Origin of the sequence: Vibrio sp. SCSIO 43009, from assembly GCF_023716525.1 — a bacterium.
GTDB classification, from domain to species: Bacteria; Pseudomonadota; Gammaproteobacteria; order Enterobacterales; family Vibrionaceae; genus Vibrio; species Vibrio alginolyticus.
The window spans coordinates 2,182,686-2,206,312 of the sequence record NZ_CP071842.1 but is presented as its reverse complement, the minus strand read 5'-3'; the positions used below and the strand labels follow the sequence as shown (position 1 = coordinate 2,206,312).

Genomic DNA, 23,627 nt, shown 5'->3' with positions numbered 1-23,627 from the left:
ATGCCTCAATTACTCACAAACTTATTCAGCGACCCAGTGACGACGATGATCATTGCTGCAACTATCGGGTGTTTCCTATTCTTTTTTGTTAGGGAATGGCTGACAACAAACAAAGAGATACGCCGTTTAGAGCTGATTTCTAGCATCTCCAATAGAAACTCAAGCGCAATACTAAAAGCGGATGCGCTGACGTCAGAAGAACTTGTTTGGGTCACTGATCACTTAGTATACGAAGTCGAAAATGATGGATATTTGATCGAGCAAAAGAATGGCAAATGGCTTTCTAAATCTCCCGTCTCTCAAATGCTGCCACATTATGATACCAACAGGTATAAGTTAGTTCCGGCATTGCTGACAAGTATTGGTATTACAGGAACATTCCTAGGTATTACTTTAGGCCTCAGCGAATTTACAATGGCCGGTGAGTCAAAGGCGCTTCTCGCGTCCGCTGCCCAGTTACTTGAAGGGATGAAAACCGCGTTTTATACCTCTTTGGCAGGTCTATCTCTATCAGCAATTTTTATGGCGGTGATGAAGGTATCATCAAGCAAAATTGCAAAAGCACAGCGAGCTTTCACAAGCACCATTTCCCAGCACTACATGGAAGCGAGTGCTGTTATGTATCTAAAAAATATTTCGAATGAGAATCAACAAGAAGCCCTACAAGCTCAGATTAAATCCGCGCAAGGAATGGAAGAGCTAGCTAGCAGCATGCGTGCAGTTGTCGGTGAGCTTTCAGAACTTGGGCAAACGTTGAATGGTGAATTGATCGGACAAACAGTCTCAACAGCTGTAACTAGCTCGATAGAACAGCAGCTAGTTCCAACCATTGAAGGTATAAAGAGTGAGCTCGCGTCACTGAAAGACATAAAAGAACAAAATCAGAAAGAATTAGTTGAACTGTTGGTCGATCAAATGAAAAAAGATCTAGTCCAGCCAGTCGTAATTGAACTTGAGAAAACAGCAGACGCTGTAGCGAAAAATAACGAAGTATCCGAACAGCTAAACAGCAATGTTGAGAAAGTAATAACACGCACTGCTGAAACTGTTGAAACGATTGATAAGTTCCAACAAGAAACCATGGTTAAGCTACAAAGTTTTGCGGAATCACTAAAAGAAATTCTGAGTAGCTTCAAAGACGATACTCAAGGAGCGATGACATCGATTGCTCAAGAAGTTCAAACAATGCTTGATAGTGCAACGGACGGGATGGAGAAGCAACGCTCTGCGTTCGAGCATAGTGCGCAAAGAGCAGCATCTGCGTTCGAAGGTATCAAGGACAATATGGATAATGCATTGACGGAACGTCAAAATGCGGAAAAGGCTCTATTTGAGAATGTAGAGCAACGTATTACAACACTTTTAGTTGAGTCACAAACCGTCTTTGACAAGCAGACAAATGTTCTTGAGAAAGTCGGTTCAGACGCAAGTGACTTGATGTTGAACGCAAAAACTGAGCTTATTTCTGGCCTTGGTGACATTGATACTAAAGTGCTCAACATGTCGAACACGGTTCAAACTGAGCTAGAAGCGTTTAGAAAGCAATACCAAGAAAATTTGTCGGATTACTTTACGCAACAGAATAACCTTTTAGAAGACAGCCTAGGTAAACAGCGAGATGGTTTGAATGGAGTTGTTAATAACTTCCGTGAAGTGTTTGAGAGTGAATATCAAACCCGTCATAACCTTCTTAAAGAACTAACGCTGCAACATGAGAATTTACAAAAGTCTGCAAAGACAATTGAACAAGTAGTGAAAGCAGTAGGGTTGAGTGACTCTGCAAGAATGGCCGAGTTGCAAGACGCAGCACAGACGATGGGTCGCGAGATTGGCCAACTTAAGTTGGAGTACTCGAAAGCTTCTGCAGCGTTCAATGATGTAACTGAGAACCTACCTAAGGCTATGGATGATTACTTCACACGGGCAAATCAAAGTTTTGAGACCTTCTTTAATGACTTTGATGCGGCAGCTAGCTCTATCCACAATAAGTTATCGCAGGCCGCTGGCTACTTAATTAACTCTCAAGTTCAGCGCAGAGAATTTGAAGCTGACGAAAGAGCTGTATCAGGAGCTGAAGTTTAATGCGTAATTTACGAACGGCAATACAAACAGCTGATGCAGAAGAGTCAGGAGTTTGGTTATCGGTAGGTGACCTAATGTCTGTTCTGTTGATGATATTTGCCTTGCTTTTGATTAGTGCACTGGTTCAGATCTCTGAAGTCCATGAAAACAGCCAGAACACGCGTATTGTCATCATTAAGGGCATTAACGATGCGTTAGAAAGTGCAGGAATAGAAGTGCAGGCAAACCCCGAAACGGGTGATATATCTATCCTCGATTCCATCCTTTTTGACCGAAACGAATATCGATTAAAGACATCGGGTAAGGAGTTTCTTGATCAGTTTGTGCCGATTTACTCAAACGTGATCTTTCAGTCAGATCGAACGGCGGATGAAGTTAGCCGTATTGTAATTGAAGGCCACTCAAGCTCCGAAGGTGCCTTTAATCGTAATATGGAGCTGAGTGTATTAAGGGCGAATAGCGTTGCCGAATACATTAATGACATGACTTTTGAGCATAAACATCCATTCTTTGAAAAGGCTGTCATTTCGGGTCGAGGTCCTATTGAAGCAAACCAAGAGCAAACAGATCCGTCAGACCGTAAAGTAAAGTTCAGATTCCAGTTTAAAGATGACCAATTCTTGGGCTATTTTTCTGAGGTAAAGTCCGTTGAGTAGCAAAGGGTTTACTTTTAATCAGCCAGTGGTTTTAGGAGCTAATAGCCTAGATAGAATGTCGTTTGATGATTTCTTTGATATGGGCGAACTTGAGGGAAGTTTACCTAGTTTCCCTCCTAAGACGATCAAACAAATTATTGAACTCGTTCGTGCCGGTAGAACAAACACTATTCACATATTTGAATGGCTGGACGCGATAGAAAATCAAAATCAGTGGAACAATTTAGATGTTAGTGAGAAACAAATGGCATGTATTGCTGTTTGGACAGGTATTGGAAGTCACTCGACGCTAGGTGATATTGCGATGTTTAAGCTGGGTTTATCCCTAGATGACAAACCCAGCTCAGTTGTTGCAGACTTGGTTGACTCAATCGAAATAGCTCGCACTGTACCTAATTGGAACGAATTCGATGCACTTAAACTCGATTGGTTATTAGCATTAAAGTCACAGCAATACCAATCTATGGTGGAAATGTGTTACCAAGTAAATAGGAGCGTAGCTTCCTATATAAAGCTTCTGCGCTTACCACAAGCAAGTAGTTATCAGCGACTAGTTGAGCAAAAAATCTTAAATGTAATCCCGAAAACAGATCTGTCGACGAACGACGACCTCTGGTTAATTTCTAACTTCTATGCTCTTAAAACAACACAACAGCGTGTCCAGTTCTGTAGTAATTTGATTAGTCACTTAGCTATGTTTAGCTTTGGCGAGCAATGCCATGACGTGATAGAACAACACTGTTTACCAAACACGTCAGATAGTTTTTGGACTTCTTTGACGCAGAGTGAACGCTCAATACTCAAGAAAAAGTTTAACCTTACTGGCTACTTCGACCTATATGCCATTTCATCTGCTTTATATTCTGACCACGCCGAGAGTGAACTAGGGTTGACGGAATATGAAGTTCGTCAGATTAGAAGTCGCTCAAAGTTTTGGTCTAACTACAGCACAAGGTTTGATCGAGTTCGAGTTTTGCTGCCTGAAACTAGTTACCACTTTGTAGATTCTCATAACGGTGGTGTACCTGACTATGTCACTAAAATTAGTGGGCGAGATACAGAAGTTATTGAAGTTTACGTGTTTGAAATAGAAGACATCATCGTAGTTGAATTTTTACGCGGTGAGCTTGGTGAAACTAGAATTTTTAAAAACAATGATTGGCATGCCAAGCAACTATTTGATAGCTCAGATCTAACTATTGCTGATATTCGTGCGATGACACAGCTAGATGTTCATGACCACTTAGCCTGTTGGCAGTTCTTCTGCGAGAAATTACTCCGGACTAAATTTCAAATAATACCAAATAAGGACACAACTAAATTTAAGGGCCTATCAAGAGAGTTAGGATTATTTAATGTTGAGTCAGGCTTACCCAAACCTTCTCTAGAGCATCTTGATACGCGCAAAAAGCATTTGGAGGTGTGGGTTGAGAACTTTTGGAAAATAGAGAACGCGACAGGAAAGTTTGGTGAAGCAAAAGGTCTTTCAGAGAGAAGTAATATCCATCTATCCAGAGCATTAATGGCCAAGCAATTGGGTGACAACGATGAGTATGAGCGCTTTATACGTAAAGCAGCTGACCAAGGGAACCCTGAAGCGATGTACCTGACTGGAATTTCGATCTTAAGAAATAATCGTAGTGATCGAAAGTTAAAGCAAAGCGCTGAAGAGTGGATTGTTAGGGCGGCGAAAAATGGTCATCTAAGTGCAATCGAATTTGCTCAAAAATTCCGCCTTGATATGGGAATCGCTAGCACTCATACGCTTGATAGAGAGCAGATTGTTCAAAAGAAACAAGTTTCTCCCTCGAAACCTTTGGTAAATGATGTACTTGATAAAGATGCTGCTGTCCAAACGCGAATACAATGTTTACAACTTATCAATAGAGATGCTGAGTCTGAACACCAAAAAGCGTTGGATCTCGCCAAAGAATTATACAAAACAGATCAAGATCTCGAAGCGATACAAGAGGGGATGTATTCACTATTGAATAGAACTAGAGTTTTGCGGATTCGCAATCAGGTTATTGGAATGTTGAGATCACGCGGTGATGAAAAACTCCAATTAAAACTCGCCAGATCTCTGTCTCAAAGCATGCCAAGTGAACAGATAGTCGCGCTAACCATATTTGACGAGATATTCTCTGAATATGGAACTGACACGACCAAGGATATAGAGTCGATTGTATCGAAGGCAAGGGAAGCCAGCCCTACTAAAGTAGAGATATATGGTTTGGCTCTCTTGGATAAGCAAGTCGATAAAAACAAATAAGCTTTATAAGACTTAACAGTATGAAAAATATTCTTATTTCAACGGTCGGCGCTAGCCCCCAGGTTTTAACGGAAACCTTATTTGCTCTTCATCAAAGTGGAAGACCGTTCCCTGAGGCGGTTTACGTTATTACGACCCAAAGCAGCCTCAGTACACTGGTCAATGGCTTGTTTCGAGATGGACACTTACAAGCTCTGAAAGATGAATATCAATTGCCAGATTTCAAATTTAATGAAAGTCATATTTGGCTGATTGAAGATGAAAATGGTGAGTATATTGACGATGCCAAGTCGATAGAAGATCAAACATCAATGGCTGATTTTATCACCCGCAAGGTGTATGAACTTACGCAAGACAGTAATACCAGTATTCACGCTTCTTTAGCTGGTGGACGTAAAACGATGGCGTTTTACTTTGGTTACGCAATGTCTATGTTTGGGCGGTCCCAGGATGTTCTCAGTCATGTCTTTGTTGATGATGATTATGAATTTGTTCGTGACTTTTGGTATCCAACTAAGCAATCAAAGTGGGTGACAGGCAAGTATGGTCAGGGTGAAATTGACTTAAGCCAAGCTCAAGTTACTTTAGCCGAAATTCCCTTTGTTCGTATGCGTGAATCTGTTGAACCAAGTCTGATAACTTCAATGGCAAACCTTTCGTTTAGCCAGACTGTAGGCATGCTTAACACAAGTCACAAAAATGACCTTCATGTCGTTATAGATACATCCGCAAAGATTCTCACAACAGCAGGTGTGGATATTAAGCTCACAGCTAAAGAGATGGCTTTCTATATATGGTTATATGAAAAGAGTAGTGCAGGTTTAGTTGTCGACCGATATTTTGAAGACGACCCGCAACACAGTATCGATTACCTTAATAAATACAGTGAATTAGCGGCAGACCCGAGAGTGTTTAATACCTTTAAAACAACACCAGAGGATTTTAAGGTAGGGGATCACGCTACATTGTCAGGCATGGAGCGAGAGTTCCTTCAGCCTATCTGCTCGAACATAAATCGTAAGCTTAGAAAAGAACTGCCGTTAAAAATAGCGGATAAACTAGAAATAAACTCTAGCTCTGAAGGAACGGAGCAACGCTACCGGGTTGCATTATCAGAGAGCAACTGTCAGATACAATGGATTTAAATGAACATCGATAAAAGAGATGGAGAGGCGAATGGCTAGGTCTAACTTTGAGTTTTTGAAAGGAGTAAATGACTTCCTGTTCGCCATTGCTCGTGCGGCTGAAAAAAATTATCCAGACGATCCGAATACGACTCTGGTAAAGCTGAGAATGTTTGGTGAGGCGACTGCGAAGCATCTCGCTAAACTATTGGATATTGAAATCCCTGAAAATCAGAATGATTTGTTGAGAGAACTGGGTAAAGTCCATTTTGTTGATGACTCTATACTTGGTGTTTTTCATAAGCTAAGAAGAATCGGTAATCAGGCAGTTCACGAATATCATGATGATTTGCAAGACGCGGAAATGTGCTTACGGTTGTCATTCCGACTGGGTGTTTGGTACTACCGCTTAGTATCTAAAAACCTTGATTTTGCCGTCCCTCAATTTGATTTACCTACCTCAGAAAATAGTCAATATTATGAGCAAGAAGTGCTTTCTCTTAAGCAGGAACTTGCCATCGCTCGTCAGGCTGAAACACAGACTAAATCAGAGGTTGAAGCGCAGAGCGCTAAACTTACCGCATTAAGTGGCTATATCTCCGTTTTAGAAAGTAAGCAGGAAGAAACAAAGGACCAATCTGAGGCGCGTATTGCAGCTCTGGAAGCAAAGCTAGCAGAAAAAGAATCAGAGCTATCAAAGAAAACAGAAGCAGAGCGTAAAGCTTATAAACAGCAAATAACTAATCAGGCTGCATCTCGTAGTTTAGACCTTTCAGAAGCAGAAACTCGCTATCTAATTGATACCCAGTTACGAAAAGCAGGCTGGGATGCGGATACAAAGTTACTCAATTTTGCGAACGGTACTCGCCCTGAGAAAGGACGCAATATCGCTATTGCTGAATGGCCTACAGGCAAAGATGAAACGGGCAAGATGGGCTTTGCAGATTACGTGTTATTTGCGGGTTTAAAGCCGGTGGGTGTCGTTGAAGCGAAAAAAGCCAATAAAGATGTAGCAGGCAAGCTGACCGAAGCCTACCGATATAGCAAATATTTCGATTTTAATTTTCTTCGTCACGAATTAGAGAATGCCGCAAACGATGATGACTCATTAGCACAAGTGGCTGAAGCCTTGCCCCTTTATTTGCCAACCTGGGCGGATTCACAGGGTAGTGAATGTTTTAAAGTTCCTTTCTGTTTCTCGGCTAATGGTCGTGATTATCGTGCAGCCGTAAAAACCAAAAGTGGTATCTGGTATCGCGATGTTCGTCATGCCACCAATATGCCTCAGGCCCTACCTGAATGGCATCGTCCAGAAGAACTGTTAGCTAAGTTAGAAAACGACACTCAACTGCAGAACCGCTGGTTTAAAGATAATGCAGATATGAGCGATCTTGGTTTGCGTTACTATCAAGAAGAAGCGGTTCAAGCGGTAGAAAACGCGATTATTTCTGGTCAGCAAGATATTTTATTGGCAATGGCGACCGGCACAGGTAAAACCCGTACCGCGATTGCGTTAATGTATCGATTAATTCAGTCACAGCGTTTCAACCGTGTCTTATTCCTAGTTGATAGAACCTCTCTTGGAAATCAGGCTCTAGGTTCGTTTGAAGATACGAATATTAAAGGCGATACCTTTAATGCCATCTTTAACATCAAAGGGTTAACCGATCGCTTCCCTGAAGATAGCACTAAGATTCATGTGGCGACTGTGCAGTCGTTGGTGAAGCGTACTTTGCAAAGCGACGACGTGATGCCTGTTGGGCGTTACGATTGCATCATTGTTGATGAAGCGCACCGTGGTTACATACTGGATAAAGAGCAGACGGAAGGTGAAGAGAAGTTCCGTAATCAGTTAGATTTCATTTCTTCATACCGCAGAATTATTGATCATTTCGATGCAGTAAAAGTGGCACTAACGGCAACCCCAGCACTACATACCGTCGATATTTTTGGCGGTGAAAAGAAACAGCCTGTCTATCGTTATAGCTATCGTAAAGCGGTTATTGACGGTTTCTTATGTGACCAGGAGCCGCCAATCAGAATTATCACTAAGTTGAGTGAAGAGGGCGTCTATCTTTCTCAAGGCTCTGAGGTTCAGCGTCTGTCTAACCAGGGAGAACTGATAGACGATACGATGGAAGATGAACAAGGTTTTGAAGTCGCAGATTTTAACCGCAACTTAATCGCATCAAACTTTAACAAAGTGATTTGTGAGGAACTGGTTAAACACATTGACCCGACAAGCCCACAAAAAACACTGGTGTTCTGTGTGAATAACACTCATGCAGATACTGTGGTTGAAGAGCTACGTACGGCATTTAAAGCTAAGTATCCTCAGTTAGAGCATGATGCGATCATCAAAATCACCGGTGATTCCGATAAAGATTCCACCAAAGTGCAGTCGATGATCACCCGTTTCAATAAAGAACGCTTACCCAACATTGTGGTGACGGTTGATCTGCTCACTACGGGTATTGATATTCCAAGCATTTGTAACCTGGTCTTCATGCGCAAAGTACGCAGCCGAATTCTCTATGAACAGATGAAAGGGCGCGCTACTCGCTTATGTCCAGAAGTGGGTAAGAGCTCATTCCGTATTTTTGATACGGTAGATTTGTATTCGACTCTGCAAAGTGTCGACACCATGCGCCCTGTGGTGGTTCGCCCGCAAGTAGAATTGCAAACCTTAGTCAACGAAATCACCGACTCGAAAACCTATAAAGTGATAGAGGCTGACGGGCGTAGCTTTGCTGAACATAGCCACGAACAACTGGTTGCTAAATTGCAGCGTATTATCAGCCACGCTCAGTTTAACCGTAATAAATCTAAACGGGTGGATGACCAAATTAAGCGTCTTGATGAACTCTGTGGTGATGCAGCAGGGTGTGATTTCGCCAGCTTTGCAAAAACACTGAAGCAGAAAGGACCAAAGTGGTCTGCTGAAGTGTTTAACAAAATGACAAATATGGTCAGCCGTTTGGATAATTTGAAGAACGAAATCAACGCTCTTCGGGAGATGCCAATCTTTACCGATTTACCTGATGAAGTGACGGAAGTTTCTCAGCGTTGGGGAGAGTTTGATAAAGCTGAAGATTTCCTTGAAGCGTTTGACCAACTAGTGGAAGTGTCAACCAACCAGCAAGAAGCGTTAGACATTATTGTCAATCGCCCGCGAGATTTAACCCGTAAAGGACTGATTGAATTACAAGAGTGGTTTGACAGCCAAAACTTTAATGATGCGAGTTTACGCAGTGCTTGGAAGGTAGCTAAAAATCAGGATATCGCTGCTAAATTGATTGGTCATATTCGAAGAGCTTCCATTGGTGATGCCTTATTGCCGTTTGATGAACGTGTCGACCGTGCCCTAAACAAAATTAAAGCCGCCAATGACTGGAACGAAGAACAACTCAACTGGCTGGAACGTTTAGCTGCATCGATTAAAGACAAAGTGGTACTGGATGAAGACACCTTCAAAACCGGTAACTACAGGCGTCGTGGTGGCAAACGCAAGTTGATGAATGTGTTTAATGATGAATTAGACACCATTCTCTCTCAATTTAACCAATTTATGTGGGATGAGCCCGCCTAGCTAAGTACAATCACCCGCAATGAATTTATTACTCACTTCTCTTTCTGTTGAGAGAGAAGGTAAACAGAATTAAATAGACTCACTTAGCCACCAATGAGCCGTGTGAGCATTAGAGAACCAATATGAATAACAACGATTTAGTAGCCAAACTCTGGAAACTGTGTGACAACCTGCGTGACGGTGGTGTTTCTTATCAGAACTATGTGAATGAACTGGCATCACTGCTGTTTTTGAAAATGTGCGAAGAGACAGAACAAGAGGATGAACTGTTACCAGAAGGTTACCGTTGGGCAAATTTAAAATCGAAGATTGGTCAGGAACAGCATCAGTTTTACCGCAATATGTTGGTTCAGCTTGGCGCTGACGACCATGCCATTGTGCGTGCGATTTTCCAGAACGTGAACACCACCATTACTCAGCCAGCGCAATTGACTGAGCTTGTAGACAATATGGATAACCTTGAGTGGTTCGATGGTAGCCAAGGTAAAAGCCGTGACGATTTCGGTGATATGTATGAAGGCTTGCTGCAAAAGAACGCGAATGAAACCAAATCAGGCGCAGGTCAATACTTTACCCCTCGTGCACTGATTAGCACCATAGTGAAAGTAATGCAGCCACAGCCGCGTGAAATTATTCAGGACCCGGCTGCGGGTACAGCGGGTTTTTTGATTGAAGCTGATAAGTACATAAAAACCCAAACTGAAGATCTTGAATGGAAAGTAGTCGATGGTCAGAAAGTGAGAATGGACGAGTCTGATCAAGATTTTCAAATGAAAAACGCCTTTGTAGGCTTAGAACTAGTGCCTGAAACGCGCCGTTTAGCTTTGATGAACTGTTTGTTGCACGATATTGAAGGTGACGTAAACGAAGGTGCAATTCGTCTTGGTAACACATTAGGCAGTGCTGGTGAAAGCCTGCCCAAAGCCAATTTAATTTTGACCAACCCGCCATTTGGTAGTGCCGCCAGTACTAATATTACCCGCACCTTTGTTCACCCAACAGGTAACAAACAGCTCTGTTTTATGCAGCATATCTATGATGCATTAGAACCGGGTGGTCGTGCGGCGGTGGTGATTCCAGATAACGTGTTATTTGAAGGTGGTAAAGGTACAGAGATCCGCCGTGATTTAATGGATAAGTGTAACTTGCACACCATTTTGCGTTTACCTACTGGCATTTTCTACGCCCAAGGGGTGAAAACCAATGTGCTGTTTTTCCAAAAAGGCACGCCAGAGAACAAACATCAGGATAAAGATTGTACAAAAGAAACCTGGGTGTTTGATATGCGAACCAATATGAACACTTTTGGTAAGCGTCGCCCACTGACAGAAAAGCACTTTGATGCCTTTATTGCGGCCTACGGAGCAGATAAAAACGGTCAATCACCTCGTGAAGAAGGCGTATACGAAACGTTAGGAAATACTTTCGCAGAAGGTGAAACGGCAGAAAGTGTGAGCGAGAAAGCGCACAAAGTAGATAGCGCGCGCTGGCGTAAATTCAGCCGTGAATACATTCGAGACCAGAAAGGCGACAGCCTAGATATCTCTTGGCTAAAAGATTTAGAGGCAACCAGTGCTGAAAACTTACCAGAACCAGAGGTGTTGGCGGGTGAAGCAATGGCTGAGCTTACTGAAGCGATGTCTGACATTTATCAGTTGATGCAGGCTTTAGGCGCAAATGATGAAGCTGATGCGCAAAAGCAACTGTTAGAAGAAGCGTTTGGCTTATCTGAAAAGCCGGAGGTTGAGTAATGAGTCAGTTGCCGAAAGGATGGGTTGAAACTAAATGGGACAATATTGTTGGCGTAGACGGTTTTAGAAGGGGGCCTTTTGGAGGAAACCTAAAAAAATCATGCTTTGTGGATGAAGGTTATGCGGTTTATGAGCAGTATGCTCCTATAAACGATGATTGTGAGCAGTTTAGATATTTCATAACACAGGATAAATTTGATGAGTTGAAAGGATTTCAGGTTCATGAAGGTGATTTTTTAATTAGTTGTTCAGGAACTATGGGGCGGATAACTTGCGTACCAAAAGGAGCCCCTATAGGAGTGATTAATCAGGCGTTATTGAGAATACGACTTCAAGATAATTATATAGATTCCAATTACTTCCTAAGACTATTTAAATCACCACTAATACAGCAGCAAGTCTTGAATAAGTCTGTTGGTGGAGCGATTCAAAATTTAGCGGCAGTTAAAGCGTTAAAAGAGATCCGATTACCAATAGCCCCACTACCCGAACAAAAACGCATCGTTGAAAAACTTGATGAAGTATTGGCACAGGTTGACACCATCAAAGCCCGTTTAGATGGTATTCCTGATTTGCTAAAACGCTTCCGCCAATCGGTACTCGCTTCCGCAGTTTCAGGGAAGTTGACTGGCATCGAAAACGGGCGCCCTGAGCTTTCAAAGTTGGGTGATACAGGTATTAAAATTAAAACGGGCCCTTTCGGTAGTGCACTACACAAATCAGACTATATTGAAGATGGTATTTTTGTTATTAACCCAATGCATATAAATGATGGCAAGATTACGCCTTCTACTCAAATGACGATAACGACGGAAAAATATGAGTCGTTAGCTTCTTGGCATTTAGGAGATGGTGACGTAGTGGTTGGACGACGTGGTGAAATGGGGCGAGCTGCTGTCGTTAATGATGTTGCATCGAAACCGTGTTTGTGTGGTACGGGGTCTATGATTCTTCGTTGCGATGAGAATATTGATTCAGAGTACTTGAGCTACATTATTCGCTCCCCAATAGCAGTTAGTTATTTCAACGCTACTTCTGTCGGCTCGACAATGGTTAATTTAAATCAAAAGGTAATTAAAAACCTTGAAGTGTATTTTCCATCAGTAGCAGAACAAAAAGAAATCGTCCGCTTAGTCGATCAGTACTTCGCCTTCGCCGACACCATCGAAGCGCAAGTGAAAAAAGCGCAGGCTAGAGTAGATAATCTGACTCAAAGTATTTTAGCTAAAGCCTTCCGTGGGGAACTCGTCCCGCAAAATGATGACGATGAATCAGCAGAAGTGCTTTTAGAGCGTATAGCAAAGGCTCGTAAAGAGGCAGAGGCGTTGGCGAAAGCGGCAAAGAAGGCTGGAAAGAAGAAAGCGTAGAATGAATTACTAATAAAAAAGTTGGATAGGGATATGCAAGATAATAAAAATTTAGGTTCGTCAATTTGGAAGTGGTTAAAGTTCACTGTGAAGTGGCTTTGGCTGTTGGCTATGTTTGTTCTGGGAATAGCGGCGTATGCAGTTATGCCATTGGTGATATTTGAGTATTCATATTCGGTGTCAGAACTGGACCTGGTTGAAACGATATTTATCGTTTTATTGGTGATGTTTGCTTACCACTATATAAAACTATGCCGCCGCACCGAAGCGCCGCTTATTCGTAAAATCATCACCCCTTGGGTACATCAGGCGTATCTGATTTTAGTTTTCGTTCTACTTGGGGTTGCTGCAGTACAATTTTCCGAATTGGAATTTGAAGATTTTGACACAATGCCATTGATGGATTTTGTTAGCTATGTACTGATGTCAATGACACTGCTGTACAGCTATCGTCGCATGAATAAATATCCTGGCAAGCAATTGATAACAGAAGAAGCAGTCGTTAATGAAGGAGCTGTAGAATGAAACGTATCTATTTTTTAACAGGACTCCTTTTATTATCTCTAGGGAAAACGAGTTACGCCTATGATCACTCTTCAGCGAAGCCGGGAGATGTGGCATTTTTGGTATCGTCATGTCAAGAATATATTGAGCTATATAAAAAGAAAGATGACCCACGTTTTGGTGCTTACCTCACAACGTCAAAAGAAGAGAGTTTTCGTGCAGGTTACTGCCTGGGAGCGGTAATGCACGCGAATAATACCTGTCGTTACGGGTATGGTTCTCAATCGGTTTATCGCTCGGCTGAAGTGATTGCGTCAATTGAAGACAGTTATTACTCAGAAACAAAACTGTTGGAAGATACTGTATGCCGTTAGTTAATACCAATCAGGCGGTGCAGCAGTTGTTTGGTGTTGACGGTAAACAACTCCGTACCAAAGCGAACAGTTATTTACGCAATGGTACGATTCCGTCATCGGCAGTGGTCGATGACGGATTTTCTGACTCTGATTTGGGTATGCGAGGTAAAAAGCTGCTCAAATCAGAAGCAGTCGATTGTTTGTTTAATGCCTTAGTGTTGGATGCTTTTTTCAATGATACCAAGCATGTTAAAGATATCTTTGAAAAAGCATCAGCCAGAACTGAAGCTGCCAAATTGTGCAAAGAAGTTTTGCTCGAAGCGCAATGTGTGGATAGCAACTCAAAGTTAACCAGTGAGGCTCAACTATTCCTTCACCAGCTTAGTGATGCAAAGTTTGTCCTGCGTGGTACTCGGCTAACCAGCCCGTTTGTAGAGCAGCGCTTACCGCAAATGGATATCGCTATGCTGAACACAGGGTTGCTCTACCATTTACTCCGTTCTCAGCGTTTAGCGCTTTCTCATAAAGAGTCGCTGCTTCTTTGCTTATTGGAAGACGATCTTGCTGGTGCTATGAATATCGCTGACCATTTAGATGCGGCATTACTGGCCGATGATCAGCTATTAGCCACTTTGGTTATGCGGGTTCGCCAAGACTTTCAGGAAGCCCAATCTTTTAATTCTCTATTAAATATCCTGCCTGACTAAAAAACGCTTTTTTGTGCAGTGCACAAATCAACACTACTCCTACTGACCAAAAGGAGTAGTGTTATGAACCAAGCAAAACAACTTGTAATCAATTATCACATCACTGAAAAATGTAATTACGACTGTCATTACTGTTACGCCAAATGGGCGAAACCCAACGAACTTCATCGAAACTTAGATGACATGAAGTTAGTGCTAAATAGACTGGCTGATTACTTTCTTTCCCCAAATTCCATTCAGCAACAACTCGGTTATCAACGCGTTCGCCTGAATTTTGCCGGTGGTGAGCCATTGCTGTTAAAGCAACGCTTTATCGATGCGCTAGACTACGCATTAGAGTTGGGCTTTGATACCTCGATAATTACTAACGGTCATTTAATTACTGACGAATTTATTGCTCAGCATTCTCATAAACTCCAGATGTTAGGGATTAGCTACGATGCCTGTAGCTTGGATGTTCAGCAGAAAATAGGACGAACAACCGCTTCAGGAAAGGTGTTGTCTCCAGAACGCTTACAGTCAATCTTTCAACAAGTTAAAACGGTTTCCTCTAAGACAGAGCTCAAAATCAATACAGTCGTCAATCAATTTAATACCGAGGAAGACTTCAACGCTTTAATGGAAGCTATTCAGCCTAACAAGTGGAAAGTTTTGCGAGTTTTACCTGTATTTGATTCCATCCAAACCATCAGTGATCAGCAGTTTGATGCTTTCGTTAAACGTCACCAATCGGTGTCTCATTTGATGTCAGTTGAGAATAACGACTCAATGACAAACTCCTATCTAATGCTTAGCCCAGACGGCTCATTTTTCCAGAACGGTAATGGTTCACAAGGCTATTTTAAAAGCCGTCCTCTGATTTGCACACCAATAGAAACCGCTTTAGCTGAGACGGGCTTTGATGTTGCCAAGTTCGCGCAACGTTACAAGTAGGAGGCTATATGAACGCTAAATATGTGAGCGTGAACGGTGGTTCAAAAATAGAAATTGTCGCCTCTAAGGTGTCACCGGCAATAATGGACAAGGCAAAGACGTTAGTGACAAAAATATTTTCTGACGAGGTTCGTCGAGGTGCAAGACCCAAGGTGATACGACGAAATAAAAGATGGTTAAGTTATAGGATAAACAGACGATACCGTTTGTTAGTAAAGCGCAGGTGTTCGACTGTTGGCCCGTACTACTGCATGAGCCACAACGAGTTTGATAAGTGGGTGAACCACCATTAACACATAAAAATTGAGTTAATGATATCCAACGAATTCTACATTATGAGATCTGATGCAATCATTTGGGAGATACTTGTTTTAAATCGAACTTCGTAATGTAAAGTAATTTATCTTATGCCTACGATTTAGTATTGAGGATAATTCGTAGGCATAAAGTTTGTGGTTCCTGTGACATTAGGCTAGTGAAAACGAACGATAAAACGAGAACAAAAATGACCACTGAAAACAAACAAAACAGAATTAAAAAGCAAAAAGAATTGTGGGATGCGTTCTTAAAGCGTTGGCCAATTGAAAAGCTTAAAGAACTGACTTTGGAACAATACGTTTCAACGGATGATCAAGATACGTTTACCTATTGGTTAGAGACGAAAACCAGAGAGCTAGGGTCGATAAAAGGGAATACATCCGCAAAATTTGGAATTTATAAACGTAATAGGGAGGGGAAAGAGCAAAGTGGTATTGGTCATGGAGAGGTTTATACATGGCGTACCCGTTACGGAAATAACGAATCTGAAGTATTTAGTTATGTCAAAGATGTATTAATTCAAGTCGCACAAGCGGCTTATGACGGTGACTTGAAAACAATCGATAACATTGATTTTGCACCTTTGGTGAAATGGAAGATAGCGTTTCTATATCAAAATCAAGAGCAACCAGTTTTGATCAACACTTTTTCTAAACCAATGCTAGAGGTACTGACAGATAACCGTAGTAAAGTATCTTTTCCTGATATGTATCAGCATCTTATTAAAGGGAAAGGTGACCAAAACTTACTCGAGTTTGGTCAGGAGTGTTGGCAAAAAGCAGAGCAAATGCGTAAAGAAGTTCATCAGAGAGCTATTTTTGATCAATTTGCTCACATTGACTTGTTTAATAGCTGTTCTCAGCTTTGGTCGCAAGAGGTTGCAGATGCATTTTGTGCCTTAATTCAGGAAGCTCATGATAATAAGCTAGACGTCTTCACTACGGCGATGCCCACAGGGGCAATGATTCGAATTGGTCGAAAGGAAAAGGGTGTACAGCGAGCAGAAGAAGTCTTTGCGACGTTCGAACCTACCCAAAAGAAAATCAACTTTGAGCTTCGCTACGAGCACCGCGATGGTTATGAGTGCTCAGAAGTTTCCACTGACTTATATCAACGTATACGAAAATCGAAGAAGTTGGCGCAATTTGCTAAGAAGTATCCAATTACTCGTAAGGCACATTGGCCAATGAGCTATTTGGGTGATGACGATATTGATTTTGGAAGTGATGATTATGAAATTGCTGAATTAAAAGAGAGCTATACAATGCCTAAACCGTCTTCGTTAAACCAAATCCTCTATGGTCCCCCAGGTACAGGAAAAACTTATCATACGATTGAAGCTTCAGTTCGTGCCGCCGAGCCAAGTTTTAAGTGGAGTGATCCTAAGGAACTTAAGGAAAAGTATGATCGTTTAGTTAATGAAAAACGCATTCGATTTGTGACTTTTCACCAGAGTTATGGATATGAAGAGTTTGTTGAAGGGTTATGTCCAACGACAACAGATGAGAATCAGATTGAATATATTGTAAAGCCAGGTTTATTTAAGCAAATTTGTCAGGACGCTACAGCTAGCGGTACTAAGCAACCTATATTAGTTAATTCAAACCCTCGAATATGGAAGCTAGCCATTGATGGAGTAAAAGCGAGTAAGGTCCGAAAATACTGCTTCGAAAATAATTTAGCGGCTATTGGGTGGGGTTACACCGGCGATATGTCGACCGAAGAGCGTAGCTCGGATGAAAAAAATTACTTTGAGCAACTTGGACCAAATGCAAAATCATCTGTGATGGAGTTTTCCGGACGTATGACTGAGGGTGACCTTGTTCTGTGTATAAAAAGTCAATGGTCCATTCAAGCAGTAGGGGTGGTTTCGGGCGAGTACCAATTCCGTCAAGAAGGGATAGAGGAAAAAGACGATTTTTGTCATGTGATTCCAGTCGATTGGTTAGCATTAGATTTGGACGTCAATCTCTATGAACTAAATGGAGATACAAGACTGACACAAAAAACTTGTTATGAACTGACTAGATTTACTCCGGTTGAGCTTTTTGAATTGCTTGATAAAAATTCGGTGCAGATAGATAGAACCAATGAAGTTAGTTCCGAAACACAGAATTATGTTCTAGTGATTGATGAGATCAATCGAGGCAATCTTTCAAAGATCTTTGGCGAACTGATCACGCTAATTGAGCCGTCAAAACGTAAAGGGGAGTCTGAAGCAATTGAACTCACACTTCCCCTATCGAAGAAACCGTTGTCGGTGCCAAATAACTTGTATCTTATTGGGACAATGAACACCGCAGACCGCTCATTATCTATGATGGATACGGCTTTACGTCGCCGTTTTGATTTTGTTGAAATGATGCCTAAGCCTGAGTTACTGGAACACTGTATTGTAGAGAAAGATAGCCTCCGCATCGATTTATCAGAGCTTTTAATCAAACTCAACGAACGGATCGAAATCCTTTATGACCGTGAACATACATTAGGCCACGCTTTCTTAATGCCAGTAAAAGCCTTTGTCGATGCGGGTCAACAAGACAAGGCGTTTAAAGCGCTTGTCTCTGCGTTCAAAAACAAAATTATTCCGCTGTTAGAAGAGTATTTCTTTGAGGATTGGAGCAAAATCCGTTTGGTGCTTGCTGACAACCAGCCACACAAATCAGATTTTCAATTCGTGACAGAGCATACACAGACAACAAATGCGCTCAATGAGCTGTTTGGTTCCCACCACGGCTTAGACCAATATGGCCAATCGGTTGTGAAATATAAAATTGCTGAGCATGGGGATGATGTTTGGAGCAACCCTCAAGCGTATATTGGTATTTATTCGAGCAACGAACTTTCATCACAAGCCAATACCGCAGCGGTAGATGAGTAACCTTTATGCATACTACGGTATTTGAGTACGGTTATTTGTCGTGTAATGAGGCCGCTTGTGCTGATATAGGTGCAGAAATTATTTCTCAGTCCGCTTTTGACTATTTGAAGGATGTCAGTTTAAGCGCAGCAGAGTCGGAAACCAATAAGTGCTTGACTCTAACCAAACGCTACGGCCATGAGTTGCTCCAAGTGAAAAACTATGTCGGTGTATTATTTACGCCCACAGGTGAGCACATCGAAGTTCTGCCGAAGACTGGGCGGAAGGCCATAGACGCAAATATCGCCGTAAATGAAGCGCGCGAAATGTTGCTAATGATGCTTCAACACTTGGGCTCATTTCGGTATGTGACGGCTAATCAGGGGAATGTCGCCACTAAACAGGTGCCATTACTTGAAGCATTCATCGGCCAGTTTTTGCAAACCGTGAATATGCTGATCAAAAGAGGGCTCAAAAGTGACTATGTCACACAAGAAGATAACCTCCCTTTCCAAAAAGGTAAGCTGAAGATATCTCAGCAAATCAGACTAAACGTCGTGAACAAGCACAAGTTCTATGTTGAATACGATGAGTACCTGATTAACCGACCAGCCAACCGATTAATAAAAACGACACTACAAAAACTGGGTAGCTACACTCGACTGGCCAGTAATCAAAAGCTACTCAGAGAGCTGCAGTTTGCGTTTGCTGATGTTCCAAATAGCAAATCCGTTAAGCACGATTTTGACGCGCTGAAGTTAGATAGGGGCATGCAGAGCTATTATGACCCACTAGCGTGGGCGAGGCTGATACTCGATGGGTTTTCTCCGCTTAGCATGAAAGGAGAGCACGGCGCTTTATCTTTGTTGTTCCCAATGGAAGCGGTATTTGAAAGCTACGTAGCTTCGGTTTTGCGAGAACAATTAATAGAAGGTGTCTCCCTAACGACTCAAGCTCGTTCTAAGTATCTGGTGACTCATAACCAAAGAGAGCAGTTTTTGCTCAAACCAGATTTAATCGTGACATTCCCAGATAAAAGCAAAGTTGTCTTAGACACCAAATGGAAACTCATTGATCTTGATGCCCACAATTTCGGCCTGTCTCAGGCAGATTTTTATCAAATGTATGCCTACGGGCAAAAGTATCTAAATGGCCGTGGAAAATTAGTGCTGATTTATCCAGCGCACGACTCTTTTAAAGTGCCAATAGAATATAGCTTTGATTTTAGCGATGAATTAAGGCTTTGGGTTGTTCCGTTCGAACTGTGTGTTAATGGAAAGAGCCGATTATTGCTTGGTGATAATCATGAAGTTCGTAAGCTTATAAAGCACGATTAGAGCGTCAAATTAATTACAGTTAAGTCGACGAAATAAAAAGAAGAGAAAATTATGCTTAGAGAGCAATTGTTAAATCGAATTCAAAGCATTTATGGTGAACCTACTAGAGTAACGAAAAAAGTTAATGCGTGGCATATTTTTACTCAATTTGGTTTTGTTGTTGAAGTGGACACACCAAAGGATGGAGCGTATGCCAATGTGTGGCTTCCTAAGTCTAACAATGAAGTTGATCTTCGTGGTGTTGAATTTACCTATTACCCAGAAGAAAAAGGGCGCCATAGTAACACCTATTCCACTCCAGGGTTAGCGAAAGGGGAGCCCGCGTTAAAATTAAAGATAAAAACAGCAAGCGATATTAATGCGTTTTTTGATTATTTGGCGTTTTAACTTAAGCAGAAGTTTATAACTATTTAAATTTAAAAAACTATAGCGAATGCAGATATGAATACGTCTATTCTAGGTACATCACAATCAGTTTCTCAATGGTTAAATGGTTTCTTAAACAGTCGTAGTATCAAAAGGGACTCTGGTCGTCCTCTGTATCAATACCATATGACCAACGACGAGTATTTGTCACTACGGCGAACGCTTTCTTCTAGCTTTCGGTTTGAAGTTAAAAATACGTTTTCGAAAGAATGGTGTGGTGCTTTTGTTCTATATTGTTCTGAGTGGTTCCGTAGGGAGTATAGCGGAGACTGGAGTTGGAAGCCGATTTTTGAATCTCTCGCTTTTGAACTTTCTCCACCACAAAGAAGTGAAATAGTACCGAGAGGATTGTCTATTTACTGGGGAAAATCGGTTGCGAAATTTAATTCAAATTCTTCAGATTACCTTGGTTCTACCTTTCTTGAAGGCGGGTTGCCTTCGAATCTACTATCAAGTGATTCAAACAATTATCAGAATACGTTTTGTTCAGTATTTGAACGTTATCAAGAAGCGAAAGATATAGGATCTAGCGCGATCGAACGACTTGTTAGAGCCAGAATTACTAGCTTACCGTTGACACTTCAAAGTGATGAGTCTGTCCATCTTATTGCTAACATGGCTGAAAAGCTCGATACCTTGGTGTATCAGTTCTCTCTGGATAAACAGCAAGACCCAGCAAAATACTTAGATGAACAGCATCCTCGTTGGAGAGAAAGCTTTCCTCTACCACTCGAAAGTGCAGTTGGGACTGCATTTCTGAGCCAGTTGCTCTCTACCGCGACAAGAGAAGTGCGGAAAGTCACGACAACTAAGAGAAAGCTTGCATGTAAGCATTACCTTTCTTTTATAAATCAAGCGGTTTATACCGAAGTTACGCTCCCCTCGGCCTACACGTTTGAGCTCTCGAAAAAGAAATTACAGTCAAGTAGGGTTGAAATGGCTATTTTCGAGGGTGATAAACAAATAGCTGCGCTTGGCACTGGCTTTGTACAATTTGAAGGCGATTCAACGTCAATTCGGTTTAGAAATTCTGCAGTACACGTTCGTAGAATGAAAGCTAGCAGTGAGTTATATGTTGCCGTGATGCAAGCAGGATGTAAGTTGGCTGACGTTCGGTTGCCAGCCAGTTCCGTGGATATTGGAGAATCGCCAATTTCTCTACTTGAGAAAGACGATAAGTGGCAAATCATTGGTCAATCATCTGTAACAACCAAGCACCCAAAAATTGGGATTCTAGTGCCGTTACATACGGCGTTTAAAATGGAGTTTGGCGACTTGGTTGATTCTGACCTTAGTTTTAACGGCTTAGCACTTAAATTTCTCGACGGTAGATGTGAATTAACCGTCAATGGTACGGAAAGATACATTGTAGCCACTAACGACAATAGTATTCATGTTACGGACTTGATTCTAAAAGGCGAACAATTACCATGGCGAACGATACCTGCACTTGTATTTAAAGGGGTTCCTAAAGTAGATAGGGAAGTCAGTGAGTTAGCGTTAGATAGTATTGACGAAGTTTCTACGTACTTAAACGGTTCAGCAATCGGTTCATTGTGTCAATCAGAACTCAATGGTCGTCAACTTCTTACAGCTAAAACAGCAAACGGAATAATTTTACTGAGAAAGCATATAGGCATACTACCGAAGGATTTTGAAGTAGAGTTAGTTAACGGTGAAACCCCTACGCAGGGCATTGTGAGGGTTAAAACTAATTCACCTTGTACTTGGGATGTGATTTCTGAAGATGTACAAGTTGCAAATTCACATAAGTCGGTAGGTGTTAAAGAAATTTGGCTTGATTCTATTGGTAAACCGCCTTCTTCAATCATTATCTCTATTCGTGCGAATATATTATCTGAGCCGATTTTGATTGAGGTCCCTTTCCCTGCAAGAGGGGCGATTGCGTATAACAGTGATGGGAAGCCATTAGCAAGTCGGCTAACCGTAAATGATCTACTAGGTAGTCGTTTACATTTGTTCTCAACTCAGGGGGTTCCAGCTAATTTCCAGGTTGAAGCTGTTATCAAAACAGCGGGACAAGGAAACAGCAAAACACCTTATTTTCAATGGCACTATAAGGTGACAGACAAGCCACTGGAAGTGAGTCTATATGGTCTTAAAGATGCTATTTTGGAGCTTCTTTCGCTAACGGATTTGCTAGACGGTGAAGTAGAACTGTGTGTAAAAGGCCCGGGTAAAACACTTAATTTCATCATTAATCACTATTCGACGATGCTTGAACATGATCGTTCGACAAATACTGTTTTTTTGCGCTCAACGGCTTTATCGAATGCTGAAGGCGTTAAGCCTGTTCTTATGTCTTTATCTGATCCAGAGCAGAAGCCTTTCGCATTGGTAAGTCGTCAGACTGAAGGTATTGCCACTGGTGAATATGAACTTCCATCGTTTATTCAACACGATGGACCTTGGTTAATCGTACCAGATGTAACTTCAGAGGTAGCGTTTAGGGCAAAATTTTTTCCTGGTTCAAGGACGGAAACGTCCAATGACGAAGTACGGAGTTTGCAAAAGGCAGCACAACTTTTTCATCCCCAACATAATCCGGGGGTGATTTCTGATGTTCTATTACAGATGAGTTCTGATTTGACTCATAGTGGGTGGACATATTTAAGAGATACATATAAGAATTATGGTTATTTACCTCTTTCAACGTTTGAAGTGTGGCGTCATTTGGTTAGAGACTCCAAAGCTCTCGCGGTTGCCGTTTTTGCTTTTGATATTGATGAAAAGTTCATTTCACATATAGAGAGTGAATTTTCAGTGTTCTGGGAATTTATATCTTTGGAACACTGGAAGCATGCTGCTTCGCTTATGAAAGACACGCTGAAAAATATTGGATTATCTGATGAGATACTTCAGCCAATGATTCAGAAAAATATTGCAAAATTAGGCTTGGCAATACCAGCGTTGGCGAATTCGGTTGTTAGATATTTGGTAAATGACGAGATAACGTCACGGATCCCCCTTGAATCTATGTTGCAAACATCTGAAATCTGGTTCCAGGACCTCTTACACCAGCATAGTGAAGATAATCAATGGCCAACAGAATATGGTAACGAACTAAAACAATGGTGCATTAATTTGAATCTGCTGCCATGTGAGTTAAAGGTGAATGTTAACTTCCAGGCTGGTGTTGTTTATCTGCCTCTATTTGCCGCAGCAATGGCTTCTGGATTAATACCTTCCGTTATATCTGACAACTTGCCTAAAGACGCAATTTTCCATTTACGTAAACTTCGAGATTTTGATCGTGAATGGTTTGAACCTATGTATAGCGGTTTTATTAACTACTTCGCACATCAAGCTAAATAAGGATTAGTC

Annotated in this window: 16 protein-coding genes; all 16 read left to right on the top strand. The window is 41.6% G+C overall.

From position 1 onward, the window contains the following. The 16 genes from J4N43_RS10225 to J4N43_RS10155 all read left to right on the top strand — a co-directional run bounded on the left by J4N43_RS10225 (position 1) and on the right by J4N43_RS10155 (position 23,618). Positions 1–2,082 carry an anti-phage protein ZorA-like protein gene (locus tag J4N43_RS10225; protein WP_182016302.1) on the top strand — a complete coding sequence of 694 codons (2,082 nt, stop codon included), beginning with the start codon at positions 1–3 and terminating at the stop codon, positions 2,080–2,082. After that, entirely contained in the window at positions 2,082–2,738 is a 657-nt protein-coding gene (locus J4N43_RS10220; protein WP_182016303.1) for an OmpA/MotB family protein, read from the top strand. Before J4N43_RS10225 ends, J4N43_RS10220 begins: the two co-directional genes overlap by 1 nt. Continuing rightward, positions 2,731–5,010 carry an EH signature domain-containing protein gene (locus tag J4N43_RS10215; protein WP_182016304.1) on the top strand — a complete coding sequence of 760 codons (2,280 nt, stop codon included), beginning with the start codon at positions 2,731–2,733 and terminating at the stop codon, positions 5,008–5,010. Before J4N43_RS10220 ends, J4N43_RS10215 begins: the two co-directional genes overlap by 8 nt. A gap of 20 nt (positions 5,011–5,030) precedes the next feature. Continuing rightward, on the top strand, positions 5,031–6,155 hold the full coding sequence (csm6, locus tag J4N43_RS10210; RefSeq protein ID WP_182016305.1) for a CRISPR-associated ring nuclease Csm6: 1,125 nt from the start codon (positions 5,031–5,033) through the stop codon (positions 6,153–6,155). 31 nt (positions 6,156–6,186) lie between these two features. Further along, entirely contained in the window at positions 6,187–9,723 is a 3,537-nt protein-coding gene (gene hsdR, locus J4N43_RS10205) for a type I restriction-modification system endonuclease (protein WP_182016306.1), read from the top strand. A gap of 122 nt (positions 9,724–9,845) precedes the next feature. Continuing rightward, positions 9,846–11,474, top strand: a complete 1,629-nt coding sequence (locus J4N43_RS10200; RefSeq protein ID WP_252094110.1) for an N-6 DNA methylase — start codon at positions 9,846–9,848, stop codon at positions 11,472–11,474. Next, positions 11,474–12,841 (top strand): restriction endonuclease subunit S, encoded by a 1,368-nt coding sequence (locus tag J4N43_RS10195; RefSeq protein ID WP_252094109.1) that lies wholly within the window; start codon positions 11,474–11,476, stop codon positions 12,839–12,841. Before J4N43_RS10200 ends, J4N43_RS10195 begins: the two co-directional genes overlap by 1 nt. A gap of 33 nt (positions 12,842–12,874) precedes the next feature. Next, the gene (locus J4N43_RS10190; protein ID WP_182016308.1) at positions 12,875–13,366 is read left to right on the top strand and encodes a hypothetical protein; all 492 of its coding nucleotides are present in this window, start codon (positions 12,875–12,877) and stop codon (positions 13,364–13,366) included. Then, positions 13,363–13,719 carry a hypothetical protein gene (locus J4N43_RS10185; protein WP_182016309.1) on the top strand — a complete coding sequence of 119 codons (357 nt, stop codon included), beginning with the start codon at positions 13,363–13,365 and terminating at the stop codon, positions 13,717–13,719. Before J4N43_RS10190 ends, J4N43_RS10185 begins: the two co-directional genes overlap by 4 nt. After that, positions 13,710–14,408: a hypothetical protein gene (locus tag J4N43_RS10180; protein ID WP_182016310.1), complete on the top strand. Its 699-nt coding sequence runs from the start codon at positions 13,710–13,712 to the stop codon at positions 14,406–14,408. Before J4N43_RS10185 ends, J4N43_RS10180 begins: the two co-directional genes overlap by 10 nt. 63 nt (positions 14,409–14,471) lie before the next feature. Next, positions 14,472–15,341: a viperin family antiviral radical SAM protein gene (locus J4N43_RS10175; RefSeq protein WP_182016311.1), complete on the top strand. Its 870-nt coding sequence runs from the start codon at positions 14,472–14,474 to the stop codon at positions 15,339–15,341. 8 nt (positions 15,342–15,349) lie between these two features. Beyond that, positions 15,350–15,634, top strand: a complete 285-nt coding sequence (locus tag J4N43_RS24640) for a ParE family toxin-like protein (protein ID WP_503064185.1) — start codon at positions 15,350–15,352, stop codon at positions 15,632–15,634. 212 nt (positions 15,635–15,846) lie between these two features. Then, positions 15,847–18,540 (top strand): McrB family protein, encoded by a 2,694-nt coding sequence (locus J4N43_RS10170; protein ID WP_252094108.1) that lies wholly within the window; start codon positions 15,847–15,849, stop codon positions 18,538–18,540. A gap of 5 nt (positions 18,541–18,545) precedes the next feature. Further along, entirely contained in the window at positions 18,546–19,856 is a 1,311-nt protein-coding gene (locus J4N43_RS10165) for an McrC family protein (protein ID WP_182016312.1), read from the top strand. 51 nt (positions 19,857–19,907) lie between these two features. Beyond that, positions 19,908–20,243, top strand: a complete 336-nt coding sequence (locus J4N43_RS10160) for a hypothetical protein (protein WP_182016313.1) — start codon at positions 19,908–19,910, stop codon at positions 20,241–20,243. 54 nt (positions 20,244–20,297) lie between these two features. Continuing rightward, complete coding sequence (locus tag J4N43_RS10155; protein WP_220458460.1) at positions 20,298–23,618, top strand: STY4851/ECs_5259 family protein; 3,321 nt, start codon at positions 20,298–20,300, stop codon at positions 23,616–23,618. Positions 23,619–23,627 lie beyond the last annotated feature (9 nt).

Excerpts from the sequence above, each read along its gene's own strand:
- J4N43_RS10225 (WP_182016302.1), top strand. The coding sequence starts at position 1 with ATGCCTCAATTACTCACAAACTTATTCAGCGACCCAGTGACGACGATG.
- hsdR (WP_182016306.1), top strand. The coding sequence starts at position 6,187 with ATGGCTAGGTCTAACTTTGAGTTTTTGAAAGGAGTAAATGACTTCCTG.
- J4N43_RS10185 (WP_182016309.1), top strand. The coding sequence starts at position 13,363 with ATGAAACGTATCTATTTTTTAACAGGACTCCTTTTATTATCTCTAGGG.
- J4N43_RS10190 (WP_182016308.1), top strand. The coding sequence starts at position 12,875 with ATGCAAGATAATAAAAATTTAGGTTCGTCAATTTGGAAGTGGTTAAAG.
- J4N43_RS24640 (WP_503064185.1), top strand. The coding sequence starts at position 15,350 with ATGAACGCTAAATATGTGAGCGTGAACGGTGGTTCAAAAATAGAAATT.
- J4N43_RS10175 (WP_182016311.1), top strand. The coding sequence starts at position 14,472 with ATGAACCAAGCAAAACAACTTGTAATCAATTATCACATCACTGAAAAA.
- J4N43_RS10155 (WP_220458460.1), top strand. The coding sequence starts at position 20,298 with ATGAATACGTCTATTCTAGGTACATCACAATCAGTTTCTCAATGGTTA.
- J4N43_RS10200 (WP_252094110.1), top strand. The coding sequence starts at position 9,846 with ATGAATAACAACGATTTAGTAGCCAAACTCTGGAAACTGTGTGACAAC.
- csm6 (WP_182016305.1), top strand. The coding sequence starts at position 5,031 with ATGAAAAATATTCTTATTTCAACGGTCGGCGCTAGCCCCCAGGTTTTA.
- J4N43_RS10165 (WP_182016312.1), top strand. The coding sequence starts at position 18,546 with ATGCATACTACGGTATTTGAGTACGGTTATTTGTCGTGTAATGAGGCC.
- J4N43_RS10170 (WP_252094108.1), top strand. The coding sequence starts at position 15,847 with ATGACCACTGAAAACAAACAAAACAGAATTAAAAAGCAAAAAGAATTG.
- J4N43_RS10195 (WP_252094109.1), top strand. The coding sequence starts at position 11,474 with ATGAGTCAGTTGCCGAAAGGATGGGTTGAAACTAAATGGGACAATATT.
- J4N43_RS10160 (WP_182016313.1), top strand. The coding sequence starts at position 19,908 with ATGCTTAGAGAGCAATTGTTAAATCGAATTCAAAGCATTTATGGTGAA.
- J4N43_RS10180 (WP_182016310.1), top strand. The coding sequence starts at position 13,710 with ATGCCGTTAGTTAATACCAATCAGGCGGTGCAGCAGTTGTTTGGTGTT.
- J4N43_RS10220 (WP_182016303.1), top strand. The coding sequence starts at position 2,082 with ATGCGTAATTTACGAACGGCAATACAAACAGCTGATGCAGAAGAGTCA.